Here is a 17,979-nt window from a genome sequence, read left to right on the forward strand (position 1 = left end):
ATGAAAGTTGGAGTCATTGGAATGGGAACCATGGGAGGAGGAATTGCTCAGCAGTTCACCGCCTCCGGATTTGATGTGGTCGTAAAGGGCAGAAGCCAGGCTTCTCTGGATCAGGGCAAAGCTGCCATGGAAAAGCGTCTGGCCCGTTCCGTGGAAAAGGGGAAGCTGTCCGAAGCGGATCGCGACGCTCAGCTCGCTCGTGTCCGCTATGTCAGCGACATTCAGGAGCTGGCTGACTGCGATCTCATCGTGGAATCCATCCGGGAAGACATGGCATCCAAGAAAGAGTTTTTCAGCGCGCTGAACGAACTGGATCTCAAGGACACCATCATCGCGACCAATACCAGTTCCCTGTCCATCACAGAGCTGTCCATGCAGTACCGCTATCCGGAAAAAGTCATCGGCATGCATTTCTTCAATCCCGTCACCGCCATGAAGCTGGTGGAAGTGATCCGCGGCGTAGCCACAACCGATGAAGTCAATGACCGGATCGTGGAGATCTCCGCCCAGCTGGGCAAGACGCCGGTCCAGGTCCAGGAAGCGCCGGGCTTTGTCGTGAACCGCATCCTGATCCCCATGATCAACGAAGCGGTCGGCATCTACGCGGAAGGCATCGCCAGTGCGGCGGACATTGATACCGCCATGAAGCTGGGCGCCAACCATCCCATGGGTCCCCTGGAACTGGGCGACCTGATCGGACTGGATGTCTGCCTCTCCGTCATGGATGTCCTCTATGAGGAATTCGGCGACAGCAAATACCGCGCCCACAGCCTGCTGCGCAAGATGGTGCGCGGAAATCAGCTGGGTCGCAAGACCAAGCGTGGTTTCTACAATTATTAAGGATCTTGGGCGAGTTGTAGAATAAAGTGAAATAAAGTGGCCCATAGCTATGCGGTATAATGTAGGTGACTAAACAAACATTAAGGAGCAAAGCTATGAGCCACCTCTATTCTAACACCTCGGTCTCCAGAAAGAAATACTCTCATTTATCCTACAAGGATCGTCAACAACTCGAGGGGATGGTTCGATCAAACCATCTTCTTGCGAAGCATAAACAAATGACCCAAAAACACATGGCGACGGTCTTACAATGCAGTGAGGCTACTGTAAGCCGGGAGTTGAAAAAAGGGCGAGTTGAACTCATGAACTCCGATTTGACCCTCTATGTGTCCTACTCCGCGGATATCGCACAGGAGGCATATGATTATGCCGCCACCAACAAGGGACCTGCCCTCAAAATTGGCGATGACCATGAGTTTGTTGCTTATGTAGCTCATAAGATCCTTGAAGAGCGCTGGTCTCCGGATGCTATTATCATGGACTTGAAGAAAAAGGAAATCATGCCATCCAAGACCCTTGTTTCAACCCGTACTCTGTATAACTACATCAGCAAGGGGTATATCACGGATGTTTCCAATCAAAATCTGCCCCGGGAAGGGAACCAGACCAGGCGTACGTATCGTCGGGTTAAACGTGCCAATAAGGTGTTGGATGCCCCTGGCATCACAGAGCGCCCAGTGGAAAGCACTGAACGAAGTGAACCCGGGCATTGGGAGATGGATTGCATCGTATCAGGCAAAGGCAAAGGGCTCGCAGCCCTTCTGACGCTGAATGATCGGATGACAAGGGAGAGCCTGGTCTTTAAGATTGCACGGCAAACCCAGGACGAAGTTTTGAAGGTACTTAACCGGCTGGAGCGTAGGATGGGGCGAGTCAAATTCAGTGAGATGTTTAAATCGATCACCGTGGATAACGGCTCTGAGTTTCTCGACTGGAAGGCACTGATTCGATCGGTGACAGGCAGTAAGAAGCCACGGACAAGAGTTTACTTTTGTCATCCGTACAGTTCTTGGGAGAGAGGAACCAATGAGCAGAACAATGGACTGATCAGGTACCACATCCCAAAGGGGGCTGCGATTAAAGATTATAGCCATGCTCAGATACAGAAACTTCAGGAGTGGCTGAATAATTACCCAAGACGGGTATTGGGCGGATTGACAGCATACGAGGCAAAGGCCCTGTATCATTCTGGCAGGATGTAGCATCCCTCGACGGAGCCCACCGATCAAGGTCAGGCCCAATCGGGTTAACAACCCTGACCGAAGGACCCCGTCGAGGGGAAGGACACCGTCCAGAATGAAACTACATTTATGTTTGCTTAGCTAAAAAAGTCTTTCACTTTAAGTTGCAATTCGGATTATTAAGGATCTTGTTAAAAAATTATTGAAGAAAAGGTTAACACGGAGTATAATATTTTAGGATAGAGGTGCCAAAACGAGGTACCGGGCTTTCAGGGATGGGATAATCCGAAGTCCGGGAAGGCGTTAAGGCCGAAAGGGTTAATGTGTATCCCCGCATTATTCCTTGGTGGAAAGGCAAAAAGCTTACCACTGTCATGCTCAGCATGAAGCGCTATTCACAAGAAATTGTGAATAGCGCTTTTTGTCGTTTATTCCGCCAACAGAAGATAAAAATTTTCGAGTCGAAAAAACCATACAGAAGAGAAAGTCCGGGGAAGAAACAATTCCAGGTAAGAGAAAAAGAAAAAGAGAACATCAGGAGGGGAAGATTTTATGGAAGAAGTAATGATTCGAATGAGAATGAGTTCTCATGACGCCCACTACGGCGGGAATCTGGTGGACGGTGCCCGCATGCTGGGCCTGTTCGGCGATGTGGCGACGGAGCTGCTGATCCGCCGGGACGGGGACGAAGGACTGTTTGTCGCCTACGACAAAGTGGAATTCAAGGCGCCGGTTTATGCCGGGGACTATATTGAGGCAGTGGGCCGGATTGTGTCCGAGGGCAACAGCTCCCGTAAAATGGAATTCGAGGCCCGCAAGGTCATCGTGGCCAGACCGGAGATTTCGGCCTCGGCAGCGGATTTCCTGGAAGAGCCGGTGGTGGTCTGCATCGCTTCCGGAACCTGCGTCGTGCCCAAGGCCAGCCAGAGGAAATAGCATGGAGAAACTGATTATTACCGCTGCCATCTGCGGCGCGGAAGTGACCAAGGTGCAGAATCCCGCCGTACCCTATACGGTGGCGGAGATTCAGCGGGAAGCCAAATCGGCCTATGACGCCGGCGCTTCCATCATCCACCTCCATGTGCGGCGCGATGACGGAACTCCGACCCAGGACAAGGCCCGGTTTGAGCAATGCATTCAGGCGATCCGGGAAGTCTGTCCCGACGCCATCATTCAGCCTTCCACCGGCGGCGCAGTCGGCATGAGCGACCTGGAGCGGCTCCAGCCCACGGAAATCCCGGGCATCGAGATGGCCACCCTGGACTGCGGCACGCTGAACTTCGGCGGCGATGAAATATTCATCAATACGGAAAACACCATCAAGAACTTCGGCAAAATCCTCATCGAACGGGGCATCAAGCCGGAAATTGAAGTCTTCGACAAGGGTATGGTGGATTACGCCATTCGCTTTGCCAAACAGGGCTACATCAAGCAGCCGATGCACTTTGACTTTGTGCTGGGCGTTCAGATGACCGCGACCGCGCGGGATCTGGCGTTCCTGGTAGACAGCATACCGGCCGGTTCCACCTGGACCGTTGCCGGCGTCGGGCGCAGCGAGTTCCCCATGGCTGCCTTGGGCATCGTCATGGGCGGTCATGTCCGCGTGGGCTTTGAAGACAATGTCTTCATGTCCAAAGGCGTACCGGCTCAGTCCAATGGTGAACTGGTCAGCCGCGTGGTAAGAATTGCCCAGGAACTGGGACGTGAAATCGCTACCCCCCGGGAAGCAAGACGAATTTTAGGCTTGGAGGAGAAATAAATGGCACAGGGAAATAAGTACGGCATGCATCGGGTGTTGGAACCCAAAGGGGTTATGCCTCAGACCGCCGTTAAAATAGACAACAACATGGACATCTACGACAATGAGATCCTCATTGACGTCATCGCCTTGAACATCGATTCCGCCAGCTTCACGCAGATCGAAGAAGCATCCGAACACGATACGGCGCGGATCGCTGACATGATCCGCCAGATCGTGGACGAGCGCGGCAAAATGCAGAATCCGGTCACCGGTTCGGGCGGCATGCTCATCGGTACCGTGGAAAAAATTGGCTCGGACCTGGACATCGACCTGAAAGTCGGCGACAAGATCGCGACACTGGTCAGCCTGTCCCTGACCCCGCTGCGCATTGACGAAATCACCAACATCGAACCGGACATCGACCGCGTCACCATCAAGGGCAAGGCCATTCTGTTCGAGTCCGGCATCTACGCCAAGCTGCCCGAAGACATGCCCGAGTCCCTGGCTCTGGCGGCCCTGGATATCGCCGGCGCGCCGGCACAGACCGCCAAGCTGGTCAAGCCCGGCGACAGCGTCCTGATCCTGGGAGCTGCCGGCAAGAGCGGACTGATGTGCTGCTATGAGGCCAAGAAGCGGGTCGGACCCACCGGCCGAGTTGTCGGCCTGGATTACGGCGAAGCCGCCCGCGAGAAACTGGAAAGCTACGGCTTCTGCCATGAAGTCATCATCGGCGATGCCACCAAGCCCATCGAAATCCTGGAGAAGGCACTGGCTGCGAACAACGGCCGGGAATACGACCTCTCCATCAACGTGGTAAACGTCCCCAATACAGAAATGTCCAGCATCGTTCCGGTCAAGGACGAAGGCACCGTCTACTTCTTCAGCATGGCCACCAGCTTTACCAAAGCAGCTCTGGGCGCGGAAGGCATCGGCAAGGACATCACCATGATCATCGGCAATGGCTACACCAAGGGCCATGCTGAAATCACTCTGGAAGAACTGAGAGAATCCGAGACCATGAGAAAAATTTTTGAAGGGACGTACAAATAATGAATTCAATCGCCGCTGAAAATAGAAAGAAGCTGTTCCCCAATGTATCCGAGGCTGACTGGAACGACTGGCACTGGCAGCTGAAAAACCGCCTGGAATCCATGGACGACCTGCACAAGTTCGTCAACCTGACCGAAACCGAGGAAAAAGGCGTGGCCGAAACCCTGAAGACGCTGCGCATGGCGATTACGCCTTACTACCTGACCCTGATCGACTTCAACGATCCCTATGATCCGGTCAGACGGCAGGCAATTCCCCTGGAACTGGAAGTACACCGCTCGAAAGCGGATCTGCTGGATCCCCTCCATGAGGATGAGGATTCACCGGTACCGGGACTGACTCACCGCTATCCGGACCGCGTGCTGTTCCTGGTGACGGACCAGTGCTCCATGTACTGCCGCCACTGCACCCGCCGCCGGTTTGCCGGCCAGCACGACGCCCCGGTGAAGAAGGAACAGATCGACGGCTGCATTGAGTACATCCGCCAGCATCCCGAAGTCCGCGATGTCCTCCTCTCCGGCGGAGACGCGCTCCTGATCCGGGATGAAATGCTCGAGTACATCATCTCCAGCCTGCGCGCCATTGAGCACGTCGAGATTATCCGCATCGGCAGCCGGGTTCCCGTGGTCATGCCCCAGCGCATCACCGACGATCTGGTCAACATGCTGAAGAAATACCACCCGATCTGGCTGAACACCCACTTCAACCATCCCAATGAAATCACCGAGGAATCCAAGGCAGCCTGCGCCCGCATGGCCAACGCCGGCATTCCTCTGGGCAACCAGTCCGTTCTGCTGCGCGGCGTCAATGACTGCGTCCACACCATGCGCAAGCTGGTGCACGAACTGGTCAAGATCCGGGTGCGCCCCTACTACATCTACCAGTGCGACCTGTCCCTGGGACTGGAACACTTCCGGACCACCATCAGCAAGGGCATCGAGATCATCGAAGGCCTGCGCGGCCATACCTCCGGCTACTGCGTGCCCACCTTCGTCGTGGATGCCCCCGGCGGCGGCGGCAAGATTCCGGTTATGCCCGACTATGTCATCAGCCGCAACGAAAAGCGCGTTGTCCTGCGCAACTACGAAGGCGTCATTACCACCTACGAGCAGCCCGGACACTACGAAGAAGAGTGCCACTGCGAAGAATGCAGGGATCTGAACAAGAAACTGGTTGGTGTATCGGGTCTTCTGGCCGGCAACCGGATCTCCCTGGAACCCGCCAACCTGGAACGCCACAAAAGGAATGATTAGACCATGCTAAAGGAAGCCCTGCGGCAGGCGAAGAGCATCGCCATCGTCGGCCTGGAAAAGAATACCGGCAAGACCACGGTGCTCAACCACCTGCTCGATGTCATCGGTGAGGAACGAACGCTGTTCCTCACCAGCATCGGCTATGACGGGGAATCCGTGGATCAGGTAACTGGCACCCACAAACCGCGGATCTTCGTTTCGGCGGGGGCTTTGATCGCCACGGCCCGGAGCGTACTGCCCCGCTGTACCGTGGATAAGGAAATTCTACAGACCACCGGCCTTGCCACTGCCATGGGCGAGGTCATTCTGTTTCGTGCCCTGGATGACGGCTATGTCGAACTGGCCGGACCTTCCGCCATAGCCGACATGAAGAAACTGGTGGAAGCGGTCCGCCGGGACTATGAGGTGCTCCCGCTCATTGACGGTGCCCTGTCCCGCCTGTCCAGCGCCGGTCACGGCCTGGCCGATGAGGTCATTCTTTGTACCGGCGCCAGCGTCGACGCCAGCTTTCAGCGCGTCATGGACAAGACCCTGATGACCGCGGCTCAGCTGAGCTTTCCCAAAGCCAGCCAGGACGTGGATTTTTCCCAGGCGGATGCCTGGCTGTTGGGGGAGGAGGCTGTCGCTTTCCCGGCCGCTCAGACCAGTAAGCACATTTCGCTGATCAGCCGGATCCTCAAGGCCTGGCAGGCCGAGCCGGTGCTGGCCCTGAAGGGGCTGCTGTCCGAAGCCATGGTCCGGGAACTGCTCCAGTGGAAGGAATTCCGGGGCCGAACCGTGATCCTGGAGGATGCCACCCGGCTGATGGTCACTCCGGCCACCTTCCAGAAGCTCCAGCAGCGCCACATTACCTTTGAAGTGCTGCAGCCGGTCCGGCTGCTCTGCATCGCCCTGAATCCGACGTCTCCGCGCGGCCGTCTCTTTGATGAGGTCCGGGCCCGGGAGATTCTGGAAGTCAGCGGCATCCCCGTACTCAATGTCAGGAGGGAACGCGATGAATTTAAACGCCAGTCAACGTAAACTCATCGGGCTGGACTATGTCCTGGAGCGGGTCAACACCATGACGCCCTTCGGCGAACAGCGCAAGCGGTCCTTCAGGACCTGGCAGCCCGGCCAGGAGGCGGACCTGAGGCAGGAGCACGAGGAAATCGACAAGTGCATGGCTTACCTGGAAGCAGGCGCCCTGCGCGAGATGATGCACCTGTTCTGCCAGCTCAAGGACATTTCAGGCTCCGTGGAGCGGCTCAGCCGCAATCACGTCCTGGATGAGGTGGAATTTTTTGAAATCAAGCTGTTTGCCGCCTACTGCCAGCGGGTCCGCCGGCACCTGGCCAAACTGAATTTAGCCATTGACCTGAAGGATCTGGCGCCGGTTTCCCGGCTGCTGGATCCGGAGGGCACCGGACTGTTAACCTTTCATTATTACGATGCCTATTCGCCCCTGCTCAAGGAACTGCGCCAGGCCAAGCGTCAGCTGGACCGGCGCGGCCGGCAGCATCCGGATTATCCCGGGGAAGCGCAGCGTCTGTCCGAGGAACTGGAAGAAGTGACCTGGCAGGTGCGCCAGAAGCTGTCCGCCGGTCTGGAAGAGTGGGCACCAGCGCTGCTTGGCAACATGCAGGAGCTGGGCAGACTGGATCACCGGATTGCCAAGGCGGACTACGCCCGCAAGCATGCCTGTGTCCGGCCGGCCTTTGCCCAGACCAGCTGCCTGTGCGTCGACCAGATGGTCAATCCCATGGTCGAAGCCATCCTGAAGGAGAAAGGCAGCCGGATGGAACCCCTGACGCTGAGCCTGACCCCAGGCAGCGCCATCCTGACCGGCGCCAACATGGGCGGCAAGAGCGTCACCCTCAAAACCTTCCTTCTCCAGGTGGAACTGTTCCGCCTGGGGTATTTCCTGCCCTGCCGCGCCGCCAGCCTGAAGCTCCCGGACTTTGTCCACTACGGAGCGGAAGACGGCCAGGACGTGACCCGGGGGCTCTCCAGCTTCGGCGTGGAGGTCCTGGAGATCAACCAGATCCTGAAGCAGGCGGAAACGGGCTGCGGGCTGATCCTTCTGGATGAGCCGGCCAGGGGCACCAATCCTCTGGAAGCCCAGGCCATTGTGAAGGCGCTGTGCCGCCATTTCAAGGCCGGGGACGACTATTTCTTCCTGGCTACCCATCTGCCGGATCTGCCGGAAGAGGGCATGCGCCACTTCCAGATCATGGGCCTGAAGAACTTACTGCAAGACAACATCAAAGAGTGGAGCGGCAAAGAGCCCAAAGATGCCATTGCCGCTCTGGAACGAAATATGGATTACCGGATCCGGGAAGTGTCTTCCACTGCGGAAGTGCCCAAAGAAGCCATCCACGTGATGGAATTCCTAGGGACGGATCCGGATCTCATGCGGGAAATCAAACAAATCCTAGGAGATGACTATGAGCAAACTGAACTTAAATGAATCGACCATCGCCGAGGCCAGATCCCTGGCCAGGGCCATCGCCGAGGACACCCAGACCTTCGTCGAGCGTCACACCACCGTAACGGTGGAGCGGACCATCTGCCGGCTGCTGGGCATCGACGGCATCAATGAAGACCAGGTGCCGCTGCCCAATGTGGTGGTGGATCACCTGAAAGCCAAAAACGCACTGGCCGCCGGCGTCAGCTTCTATCTGGCCAACGCCATGATTCAGACCGGCAAGACGCCCCAGGACATCGCGGAAGCCATTGACCGGGGCGAACTGGATCTGACTACCCTGCCGGTGGCGCCCCAGGCCGACATCGTCAGCACCATCACCCCCCTGGCTCAGGCAGCAGTTGCCAGAATCAAGGCCAACCGCGAGATCCGGGAAGACTATCTGGACCGCTACGGCGACAAGACCGGACCCTACCTGTACCTGATCGTAGCCACGGGCAATATCTATGAGGATATCGTCCAGGCCAAGGCGGCAGCCCGGCAGGGCGCCGACGTCATCGCCGTCATCCGCACCACCGGTCAGAGCCTGCTCGACTATGTGCCCTACGGCGCCACTACAGAAGGCTTCGGCGGAACCGTGGCCACCCAGGAGAACTTCCGCCTGATGCGGGCTGCCCTGGATGAAGTAGGGGAAGAGCTGGGCCGCTACATACGCCTGTGCAACTACTGCTCCGGCCTGTGCATGCCGGAAATCGCCGCCATGGGTGCCATGGAACGGCTGGACGTCATGCTCAACGATGCCCTGTACGGCATCCTGTTCCGGGACATCAACATGAAGCGGACCATGATCGACCAGTACTTCTCCCGCATGATCAACGGCTATGCCGGCGTCATCATCAACACCGGAGAAGACAACTATCTGACCACAGCCGATGCCTTTGAAGAAGCCCATACGGTGCTGGCCTCCCAGTTCATCAACGAGCAGTTCGCGCTGCTGGCCGGCCTGCCGGAACAGCAGATGGGACTGGGGCACGCCTTTGAAATGAACCCGGACCTGCCCAACGCCTTTGTCTACGAAATCGCTCAGGCCCAGATGGCTCGGGAGATCTTCCCCCAGGCGCCGTTAAAGTACATGCCGCCGACCAAATTCAAGACCGGCGACATCTTCCGGGCACAGGTTCAGGATACCCTGTTCAACATCGTGACCATCCTGACCCAGCAGAAGATCCACCTGCTCGGCATGATCACCGAAGCCATCCATACCCCCTTCATGTCCGAACGGGCCATTTCCATTGACAACGCCTCCTACATTTTCCGCACCATGGCCGACCTGGGGGAAGAAATCACCTTCAAGGAAGACGGGATGGTGCAGACCCGGGCGAAAAATGTCCTGGAAGACGCCCGCAATATCCTGCGTGATATTCAGCGCGAGGGCCTGTTCCTGACCCTGGAGCAGGGCAAGTTTGCCGGCATCAAGCGCGGCCAGGACCGCGGCAAGGGACTGGACGGCGTCGTTCAGAAGGACAGCAGCTACTTCAATCCGTTTATCAGTCTGTTACTGGGAAGAGGTGAATAAATGAGCTCCGGATTATACAGCACAAAAGCCAAGGATTACAATCAGCACTTTGACCGGACCCGGGTCAGCCCCTACGGCGACACGATGAATGACGGCCAGGTGCAGCTCAGCTTCACCCTGCCCATCAAGGATGATGACCGCGGAGCCGAAGCGGCCAAGCAGCTGGCCATCAAGATGGGAATTCCCGATCCGCTGATCGCTGCCCATATTTCCCTGGACGAGGAATTTACCAATTATGTCGTTTTCGGCGCGGTCAGCCATACCGTGAACCTGGATGAGATCAAGGTCGAGGTCATCGAGCAGACCGTTCTGTCCATGCCGGAAACCGATGACTTCATTCGGGACCGGATCGGCCGCAAAATCGTGGTAGTGGGCGCCAGCACCGGTACCGATGCCCACACGGTGGGCATTGACGCCATCATGAACATGAAGGGCTATGCCGGCCACTACGGCCTGGAGCGCTACGACATGATTGACGCCGTGAATCTGGGCTCCCAGGTACCCAATGAGGAATTCATCGAGGAAGCCATCCGGCTCAAAGCCGATGTCCTCCTGGTTTCCCAGACGGTGACCCAGAAGGATGTCCATGTGGCCAACATGACAGAACTGGTGGAACTTCTCGAAGCCAAAGGCATCCGGAATCAGATCATCCTCATCGCCGGCGGCCCCCGCATCAGCAATGACCTGGCCAAGGAAATCGGCTTCGATGCCGGATTCGGGCCTGGCAAGTACGCCGATGACGTCGCCACCTTCTTCTGCAACGCCATCGTAGAACGCCATCTGGCGTAACCGCCGCATAATAAAAGACAGCAGCCCCGACGCCGGAAAAGCGTCGGGGCTGCTTGCGTCCGGACCAGATCGGACAGGTACGAAACGGCGGTTGAGAGGGGGCTGGTGCGGGCGCTCGGTCAGCTACGGAAGAAAATTGCCTTCGTTCAGGACCTGAGCACTGTAGAGAAAGAGGACATCCTGACCGTGAAAGTCGACCAGCTGATCCAGTCGGGATGCAGAAAGGTAGCGCAGATCGATGAGGGTGATGCGGGCATACCCTTCAGCCAGGAGCGGAATCAGGCTGGAGCCGAAGGAGTCGCGGAAGACGAGGAGTTCGCGGGGATTGGAGCTGGCAGGATTCTCCAGGGTCAGCAGCGGTTTGGGTCCGGACAGAAAGAGGGAATAGGGATCGGGTCCGCCGGCAGCGGCGGGATCATAGAGGCTGCTCCAGCGGCTGGTCTCGTGGTCATAGACCCTTACCGCCGCGAGAATCTCATTCGTCAGATAGCGCAGGGTGTCCGGTTCCATGGCCAGTGCGGACTGAGACTGGTAGACGCCGTGGAAGGGCGCGTCGAGGGTTTCGGTCTGCCAGGTTTCGGACAGGGATGTCCCCATCCGCCGGGCCAGATCCGCGGCCAGATCCGGCAGCATTTCCTGGCGCCAGTGCAGGTCGGTGCGGTAAAAATGCTCCAGAGTCAGCTGGTCTTTCAGATCCAGCACGGTGCAGCCGGACAGCTCTTGCCGCAGCAGATCCGCCAGGTCCTGGTGACTCACGGAAGGGACACCGGCATCAGAAGCCAGATATTGAGCTTTGTCCGGAATCAGGGCGAACCAGATTCGGCCTGCGCTGGCGGACAGCTGCGTCCGGATGAGATCTGAGAACAGGGCGGCTTTTCGCCGGATTCCAGCGGGATCCAGCGGTTCTTCGAGTTTTCCGGCGATGCCCTGATACAGATAGATGCCGTGCTGGTCGCTTTGGCGCAGGAGCTTAGACGAAACCAGGGCCTTGAGACGGCGCAGATTGTCCCGCAAGGGGAACTGATCCTGCAGGTAGGGTTCAAACCGGGACATGTAGAACCCGGACGCTACATTCGCAAGGGTCAGCACTGGGCGCTGGTTCAGGAGCCGCCGCTCACTCCAGGACATGTCACCGGCGGGACTCAGCGCCGACCAGATGCTGAATACGAGGGCATATCCGGCCAACAGACCGATCAGCAGACGCTGCCTGAATTTTTCCATAGGGCCTCCTTAAAAGCGGAAATATAAAAACGGGTTGAAGCTGCCATCCACCAGGAAGGCGGTGATGCAAACGGCCAGGCCCAGCAGAAACGGGGGTTCCGTCAGCTGAATCGCCATGCCGGCGCGGCTGCCCTCCAGGGCGCGGCAGGTGCGGGCGGGCCATGGGGTGGAGCCAAGGGCTGCCACGATCAGGAGCCAGCCATAACTGCGCAGCTGATACCAGGCAGTGGGGGAGACGAGGGGCAGATCGCCGGCGCCGAACAAACCGCTGATCCGGGTCCATGCCAGCGTCAGATTCGTCGAATCAAACAGGACGAAGCTGACCGCAATCAGCAGCAGGACATAGACATGGCGCAGCCTCCCGATTTTTTCCAGAATCCGGCTGAGCCAAAGCTTCTCCGCCAGCAGGACCAGGGCAAAGCCCAGTCCCCACAGAACGAAGTTCCAGGCGGCTCCGTGCCACAGGCCCGTCAGACCCCACACCAGAATCAGATTCCGGATCCAGCGGGGCCGACTGCAACGGTTGCCCCCCAGCGGCACATAGACATAATCGCGAAACCAGGTTCCCAGGGATATGTGCCAGCGCCGCCAGAAGTCCGTGATGCTGCGGGCGGTGAAGGGATAGTTGAAATTCTCCATAAAGGAGAAGCCCAGGAGCTTGCCCAGTCCAATGGCCATGTCGCTGTAGCCTGAGAAGTCATAATAGATCTGCAGACAGAAGGCCGCAGCGTAGAGCCATAAAAACAGCAGGGACGGATCCCTGGTGGTGCGGGCGGTTTCAACCAGGCTGCCCAGGGTATTGGCCAGCAGGACTTTCTTGCCCAGTCCCAGGAGAAACCGGCGCAGGCCAAGCGCTGCATCGGCCAGATTCACGGAGCGGCGTTCCAGCTGAGGCTGGATGTCGCTGTAGCGGACAATGGGCCCGGCGATGAGCTGGGGAAACATAGTGATGTAGGCGCCCAGGTCCACCAGCCGGCGCTGGGCCGGAACCGTTCCGCGATACACATCGAGGGTATAGCTGACCATCTGGAAGGTATAAAAGCTGATGCCGATGGGCAGCTTCAGGCCCAGCGGCAAAAAGGCAGTTCCGGTCAGGGCGGAGAGCGTCGCGAGCAGAAAATCCGCATATTTAAACAGAGCCAGGGCACCCAGGGAAACCACCAGAGATGCCGTGAGCCAGAAGCGTTTTCGGGATTTCGGACGGTCTTCGATGGCCCGCCCCGTCCACCAGCCTGCCAGCAGGCTGAGCAGCAGGAGCCACAGCGAACGCGGCTCCCCCCAGCCATAAAAGACCAGGCTGACCAGAAGGAGTGCCCCGTTCTGCCATCGGGCGGGCACCGCATGACAAAGCAGCAGTGCCGCCGGCAGAAAGCAGAATAAGAAGGTGATGCTGGAAAATACCATACCGCGCCTACCGGATCGGTTCCTCCACCAGGACTTTGGCTTCCCCGAAGGCATCCAGGACTTGGGTTTTGAACGTCTCAATGATCTCGGAATGGCCAAAGGCTGAAATGGCAATATCGCCCACGGACAGGATGATCAGCTGTTCCGGAAATCCGCACATCCACTGGCGCTTCTGAATGTTCGCCTGAAGCTGCTCCCCAAGATCCGCTACTTTGGCCGGATCCTTGACCCGGAAAGCGCCGGCGGTAAAGGTATTGGCGTTCATCATGTGCATGAGGGAGGCGGCATCGGCAATGTCCGGTCCGGCAGACTGCGGCAGGCCGAGGATGTTGTCTGCCATGGCCAGATCCTCCAGCGAAAAGGCTCCGGGCCCCTTCATGGTGGAATTGGCTTCGGAAGGATCGCCGCCGGTGGCAGGGAACTGATCGCTTTCCGGATAGCCGGCCCAGATCGTTTGAAGGAGGTTCAGCGCGCTGGCCGATGAACCGGCTTCGGCTTTCGTTGCCGATGGCGCGGTTTGAGGCTGAGTAGCCGGCTGAGTGTTCAATACGGTTTGGGTGGAAGTGGCCGGTGCCTGAGTGGAGACAACGGCGGGCTTTGTAGCAGGTGAAGTGGCAGGCGTCGGTGCGGCGCAGGCAGAGAGCGTCAGCGCCAGGGTGAGGGGCAGAATCAGTCCCAGGGTTTTCATCTTATTCATAGTAAATATTCCTCCGTTTTCTTGGTGCACGGCCAGGTCGACAGGCGTCCGGCCATGCGGTCAGGTGTTGGGGACACAGACTGAGAAAGGGGAGGAAGCGGGTCAGGGCAGCTGTGACAGCTGCCAGGTTCCGTCAGCGGTTCGGGTCAGGAGAATCTCGAGACAATCGCCATCACCAAAAATCAGCAGACGGAAGGGTCCGGGCTGAGCCGGATCGATGGTCCAGTAAAGGTCCAGCACTCCCGCAGCCTCGAAGCGGGTGCCGTCCTCCAGCACAACTGCACCGGCATCGGTCCGGGCAAAGAGGAGTCCGCTTTCGGCTTCCACTTGACGGGGCTCATCCAGCTCCAGGCGAAGGGGCAGAGTCAGGCCGGGAAAGCTTCGCGGTCCTGAGGTGGCGGGGGAAGGCAGGTTGGACAGGTCCCCCAGATTGAAGGCGGTCGCTGTGAGAACCTGGCCCTGGAAACGGGCCACCACAGTGGGCTGGGTCCACGAAGACCAAAGGAACATGAGTGCCAGGGCGGCTGCAGCGGCCAGCGGCCAGACCTTGCGCCACCATGGGCTGGGCGTAACCTGACAGGCTTCTTCGATCCACTCTTCGTCTATCTCGGTCAGCGCTTTGGCCAGATCCAGTCGATTCATTGCATGATCTCCTCCTTTTCCAGAAAATGCCGGAGGCGGTTTCGCGTCCGGAACAGGCTGGATTTCACCTGACTCTCGCTGCAGTGAAACTGCTGGGCGATGGTCTGGATGGCATCACAGTAAAAATAGCGGCAGACAAACATACTTCTTGCCTGGGTGGATTGAGTCCCCAGGAATCGATTGATCCCCTCCGTCAGCTGCCGAATGGCCAGAGCCTGATCCAGTCCGCCGGAATCCGGAATGCAGGGCAACAGTTCATCCAGCGAGGGTTCGAATTCACCGCCCCCACGCTTCAAAGCCTGCCGCTCCTCCAGTCGGTTGATGGCCAGATTTCGCGTAATCTTCCCCAGAAATGCCCACAGACGATTCGGCCGATGCGGCGGCATCGCCTGCCAGGCCCGAAGGTAGGTATCATTGACACACTCCTCGCTGTCCTGCGGATCCCACAGGATATTCACCGCGATTCGAAGGCAGTACGGGCCAAACCGCCGGGCGGTTTCGCCGATTGCTTCCTCCGACCGCCGCCAGTATAGGTCAACGATCTGTTCGTCTTCCATCTTCCATTCTCTCCTCTCAGTCTTGTCCCCAACCATATAGACCGGATTTCGACCCTTTGGTTGCATCCTCAATAAAAAAACTTTTCAGTGATATGAAAAAACTTTTCAGTCATATATTCCCCGACTCCACCATCGGCTCCCCCCATGATGCTCCACCCACAGGGTAACCATAGACTTCACCCATAAGCTCAAAACAGGCGCCTTCCCGCATGAGCTTCCATCCGATGGGTCAATTCATCCGAACTCCGACCCACGAAGTCCCACTGCCATGATTCGAAACTCCTGGATACAGGATCCCAATAGCAATTTCAACAGGACAAAGGCCATCAGGAACAAGTTCACCATGAACAGTTCACCATCAATCTGAACTCAGAGAAAGCTGCAGGAAAGTCGGCCGCAGGACAGTCTTGTTCGATCATAGCCTATTTTCCAGTGGAAAAAAAGTTAATAAAGATGACAAATCAAGGCATCTTCAGCAGGAATCCAGAAAAGAGGTTAAATTTTTACAGCACTGTTGCAGCGGCAGTGTCTTCTGGATTGCTTGCGATCGAAGCGGACGGAAGAAAGCCCTGAATTTCGCAGGCTTATGCGGAACTCAGGGTGAATGGGAGAGCATGTTCATTTGGGCTTAACGTCTGAACCATCGAATCATGGGATGTCGAATTCAGTACTCACCCCGAAGTTACTATTTTCTTCGGACATTTGCTTGGTCAGTCGGTATTTGCCTTGAGGCAGAATTCCGAAATGTCGGTTCAGATCCGTGGTTTCTTCAAACGAACCATGGGATTTCAGCGAATAGGCGATGGTGCGGTAAGGGATTACCTTCGGATCGGCGACCCACTTTTGACCATCCCACTTCTCCAGCATGATGTCTTCCCCGTACTCGAACACACGATCCGTCAGATTTTCATACGTTATTTTCAGAAGATGACCCCGGCTTAGTTCAGCTTTGCCTTTGACATAATTCAGATTGGGCACTATTTTTGTGATCGTCGGAGTTCCGGACGGATCCGCAGTAGCGACTTCTCCGGACGACGGCGCAGCCTCGTTTTGCTTGGGAGTTGTTTTTTGGGTTGCTGCGGGGGAATTCACGCCCTTCAGGCTGCAGGAGCCAAGGCATGCCAGACCGAGCAGAAGTGCGGTGAATCGAGCGATCTTTTTTCGGATAAGCATTTCAGAACCTCCTCTGTCATTAGATTTCGGGAAGCATTTTCCCATTACGTTCACTTTAGTAGGTTCAGCCAGGTGCAAAGTAACATATAAATAACAAAAGGATGCGGACAAAAATAACTGATTGTTTGATAATGGCAAGAACCTCTGACAGGAACCTGAATCACCAGGCGATACACATCGAATGAGGGACTTCCTTACCGAACGATCAAATTTTCAATGGGTTTATTTCAACTATTCAGGAAAGAGCACCAAGGTTCAATCGTCATCAGGATAAGTCCTTGCCACCGGATGATTTCTCGGATGCTAATTCAATCAAGTGTGCGGCGGTTCTCGGAGAAGGTCCTGTCCGAAGCAATGAACGATGTTTCCCGGAGGATCAGAACCTGAAGAAAGTCAGAGGATGTTCTCGGAGGATCAGAACCTGAAGAAATGAGAAGATCCACTCGGAGAATCAGACTCTGAGACGGTGAGGGCGATGATTCGATCAAGTTCTTAACGTTTCGTGAAAGTTACAAGCTCAGGGGATCGTAAAAAATGGACGGGCAGGGGCGAAGCCTGATCAGAGGCTGATGGAACAGGTTGTACGGTAAAAAAGAGACGGATGAAAAGTAGTATAATGAAGTTGCAGAAAGCTGGATGGTTCAATGACCACCCAGGTCTTCCCGCCTTTGCCTTGGCCGTCCGATCCCGGATGGACAAGAATCTGGAAGGAGTGAACGTCAATGAAAAGGAAGTTAGCAGGTCTGCTTGTCACTGCGTTGCTTCTCCTCGGCGGCTGTACTGAGAAAGAACTGAGCACTCCGTTTCAACTGACTGTAATACCCCAGGAACTGAAAGGATTTTCGATTGCCGGACAGGAAATTCACTATCTGGTTACCGTGAGTGAGGAAGCAAAGACCGATCCTGTCACCATGTCTGCCACATCCGAGGACGCTGAGATCAAAGTGGTTCAGCAGAACATTGTTGAAGGAAAAGTTGCTGAAGTGATCGCTGTGCCAAAGCCCGCCAGCGTCGGAAAGTCGGTGAAAGTCAAAATCGAAAGCAAGCGGGGATCCATTGCCAACAGCCAGACCATGACCTTTGATGTGATCGAGGGCGAGGATGACCGCAAGGACAGAGCGAAGGAATTGCTGGACCCCTTCATCACCTATCTGGCTGAGACGCATCCCGAGTACAAAATCACCAAGGATACCCAGTGGACCGGAACCATGGTCAGCCCCCAGTGGCTGGTTGTGGCCCACTACCTCTTCTTTTCTGATGAATGGGAAATCCATCTGGAGTGGCACATTATGATCCCGCCCTCGGACTGGGCCAGAATGGATCTTCGCCACCGCGCTGACCAGACAAAGCCCTCGGCTGCATTTGAAATATCCTCCGTCAGTCAGAACGCCGCACCGGCCTCCATGGAAGTGCCCACTGAAATCTGGCGCTGAGCCGATTTCTAAACACCGGAG

The 17,979-nt window shown here is 56.7% G+C and carries 17 protein-coding genes and 1 riboswitch; of the genes, 11 read left to right on the forward strand and 6 right to left on the reverse strand.

Annotated features, from left to right (window positions below; genetic code table 11):
* The 10 genes from NQU17_01175 (at position 1) to NQU17_01220 (ending at position 10,831) form a co-directional block, all read left to right on the forward strand.
* Complete coding sequence (locus tag NQU17_01175; protein UUM12193.1) at positions 1–840, forward strand: 3-hydroxyacyl-CoA dehydrogenase NAD-binding domain-containing protein; 840 nt, start codon at positions 1–3, stop codon at positions 838–840.
* 95 nt (positions 841–935) lie between these two features.
* Entirely contained in the window at positions 936–2,042 is a 1,107-nt protein-coding gene (locus NQU17_01180) for an IS30 family transposase (protein ID UUM12194.1), read from the forward strand.
* Between the two features lie 211 nt (positions 2,043–2,253).
* A riboswitch (Lysine riboswitch) is annotated at positions 2,254–2,423 on the forward strand.
* A gap of 150 nt (positions 2,424–2,573) precedes the next feature.
* Positions 2,574–2,957, forward strand: coding sequence for a hotdog fold thioesterase (locus NQU17_01185; GenBank protein UUM12195.1), 384 nt, complete (start codon positions 2,574–2,576; stop codon positions 2,955–2,957).
* 1 nt (position 2,958) lies between these two features.
* On the forward strand, positions 2,959–3,780 hold the full coding sequence (locus NQU17_01190) for a 3-keto-5-aminohexanoate cleavage protein (protein UUM12196.1): 822 nt from the start codon (positions 2,959–2,961) through the stop codon (positions 3,778–3,780).
* Positions 3,781–4,812, forward strand: a complete 1,032-nt coding sequence (locus NQU17_01195) for an L-erythro-3,5-diaminohexanoate dehydrogenase (GenBank protein ID UUM12197.1) — start codon at positions 3,781–3,783, stop codon at positions 4,810–4,812.
* Positions 4,812–6,065, forward strand: coding sequence for a lysine 2,3-aminomutase (ablA, locus tag NQU17_01200; GenBank protein UUM12198.1), 1,254 nt, complete (start codon positions 4,812–4,814; stop codon positions 6,063–6,065). Before NQU17_01195 ends, ablA begins: the two co-directional genes overlap by 1 nt.
* Before the next feature lie 3 nt (positions 6,066–6,068).
* Positions 6,069–7,085 (forward strand): hypothetical protein, encoded by a 1,017-nt coding sequence (locus tag NQU17_01205; GenBank protein UUM12199.1) that lies wholly within the window; start codon positions 6,069–6,071, stop codon positions 7,083–7,085.
* Positions 7,060–8,511 carry a hypothetical protein gene (locus NQU17_01210; protein UUM12200.1) on the forward strand — a complete coding sequence of 484 codons (1,452 nt, stop codon included), beginning with the start codon at positions 7,060–7,062 and terminating at the stop codon, positions 8,509–8,511. The genes NQU17_01205 and NQU17_01210 overlap by 26 nt, the downstream gene beginning before the upstream one ends.
* Positions 8,489–10,042 carry a lysine 5,6-aminomutase subunit alpha gene (locus tag NQU17_01215; GenBank protein ID UUM12201.1) on the forward strand — a complete coding sequence of 518 codons (1,554 nt, stop codon included), beginning with the start codon at positions 8,489–8,491 and terminating at the stop codon, positions 10,040–10,042. The genes NQU17_01210 and NQU17_01215 overlap by 23 nt, the downstream gene beginning before the upstream one ends.
* On the forward strand, positions 10,043–10,831 hold the full coding sequence (locus NQU17_01220; protein UUM12202.1) for a cobalamin-dependent protein: 789 nt from the start codon (positions 10,043–10,045) through the stop codon (positions 10,829–10,831). It begins immediately after the preceding gene.
* Between the two features lie 123 nt (positions 10,832–10,954).
* Here the strand turns inward: NQU17_01220 and NQU17_01225 are convergent, their stop codons facing one another.
* The 6 genes from NQU17_01225 to NQU17_01250 form a co-directional block, all read right to left on the reverse strand.
* Positions 10,955–12,052 carry a DHHW family protein gene (locus tag NQU17_01225; protein ID UUM12203.1) on the reverse strand — a complete coding sequence of 366 codons (1,098 nt, stop codon included), beginning with the start codon at positions 12,050–12,052 and terminating at the stop codon, positions 10,955–10,957.
* A 9-nt stretch (positions 12,053–12,061) separates the two neighbouring features.
* Entirely contained in the window at positions 12,062–13,456 is a 1,395-nt protein-coding gene (locus tag NQU17_01230; GenBank protein ID UUM12204.1) for an MBOAT family protein, read from the reverse strand.
* A gap of 7 nt (positions 13,457–13,463) precedes the next feature.
* Positions 13,464–14,153, reverse strand: a complete 690-nt coding sequence (locus tag NQU17_01235; GenBank protein ID UUM12205.1) for a hypothetical protein — start codon at positions 14,151–14,153, stop codon at positions 13,464–13,466.
* A 102-nt stretch (positions 14,154–14,255) separates the two neighbouring features.
* On the reverse strand, positions 14,256–14,795 hold the full coding sequence (locus NQU17_01240) for a hypothetical protein (protein UUM12206.1): 540 nt from the start codon (positions 14,793–14,795) through the stop codon (positions 14,256–14,258).
* Entirely contained in the window at positions 14,792–15,352 is a 561-nt protein-coding gene (locus NQU17_01245) for an RNA polymerase sigma factor (protein UUM12207.1), read from the reverse strand. Before NQU17_01245 ends, NQU17_01240 begins: the two co-directional genes overlap by 4 nt.
* 648 nt (positions 15,353–16,000) lie before the next feature.
* Entirely contained in the window at positions 16,001–16,525 is a 525-nt protein-coding gene (locus tag NQU17_01250; protein ID UUM12208.1) for a hypothetical protein, read from the reverse strand.
* A 722-nt stretch (positions 16,526–17,247) separates the two neighbouring features.
* Here NQU17_01250 and NQU17_01255 point away from each other — a divergent pair.
* Positions 17,248–17,958 carry a hypothetical protein gene (locus NQU17_01255; GenBank protein ID UUM12209.1) on the forward strand — a complete coding sequence of 237 codons (711 nt, stop codon included), beginning with the start codon at positions 17,248–17,250 and terminating at the stop codon, positions 17,956–17,958.
* Positions 17,959–17,979: the final 21 nt, after the last annotated feature.

This window comes from Clostridiaceae bacterium HFYG-1003 (genome assembly GCA_024579835.1).
Lineage (GTDB): Bacteria > Bacillota > Clostridia > Clostridiales > Clostridiaceae > JG1575.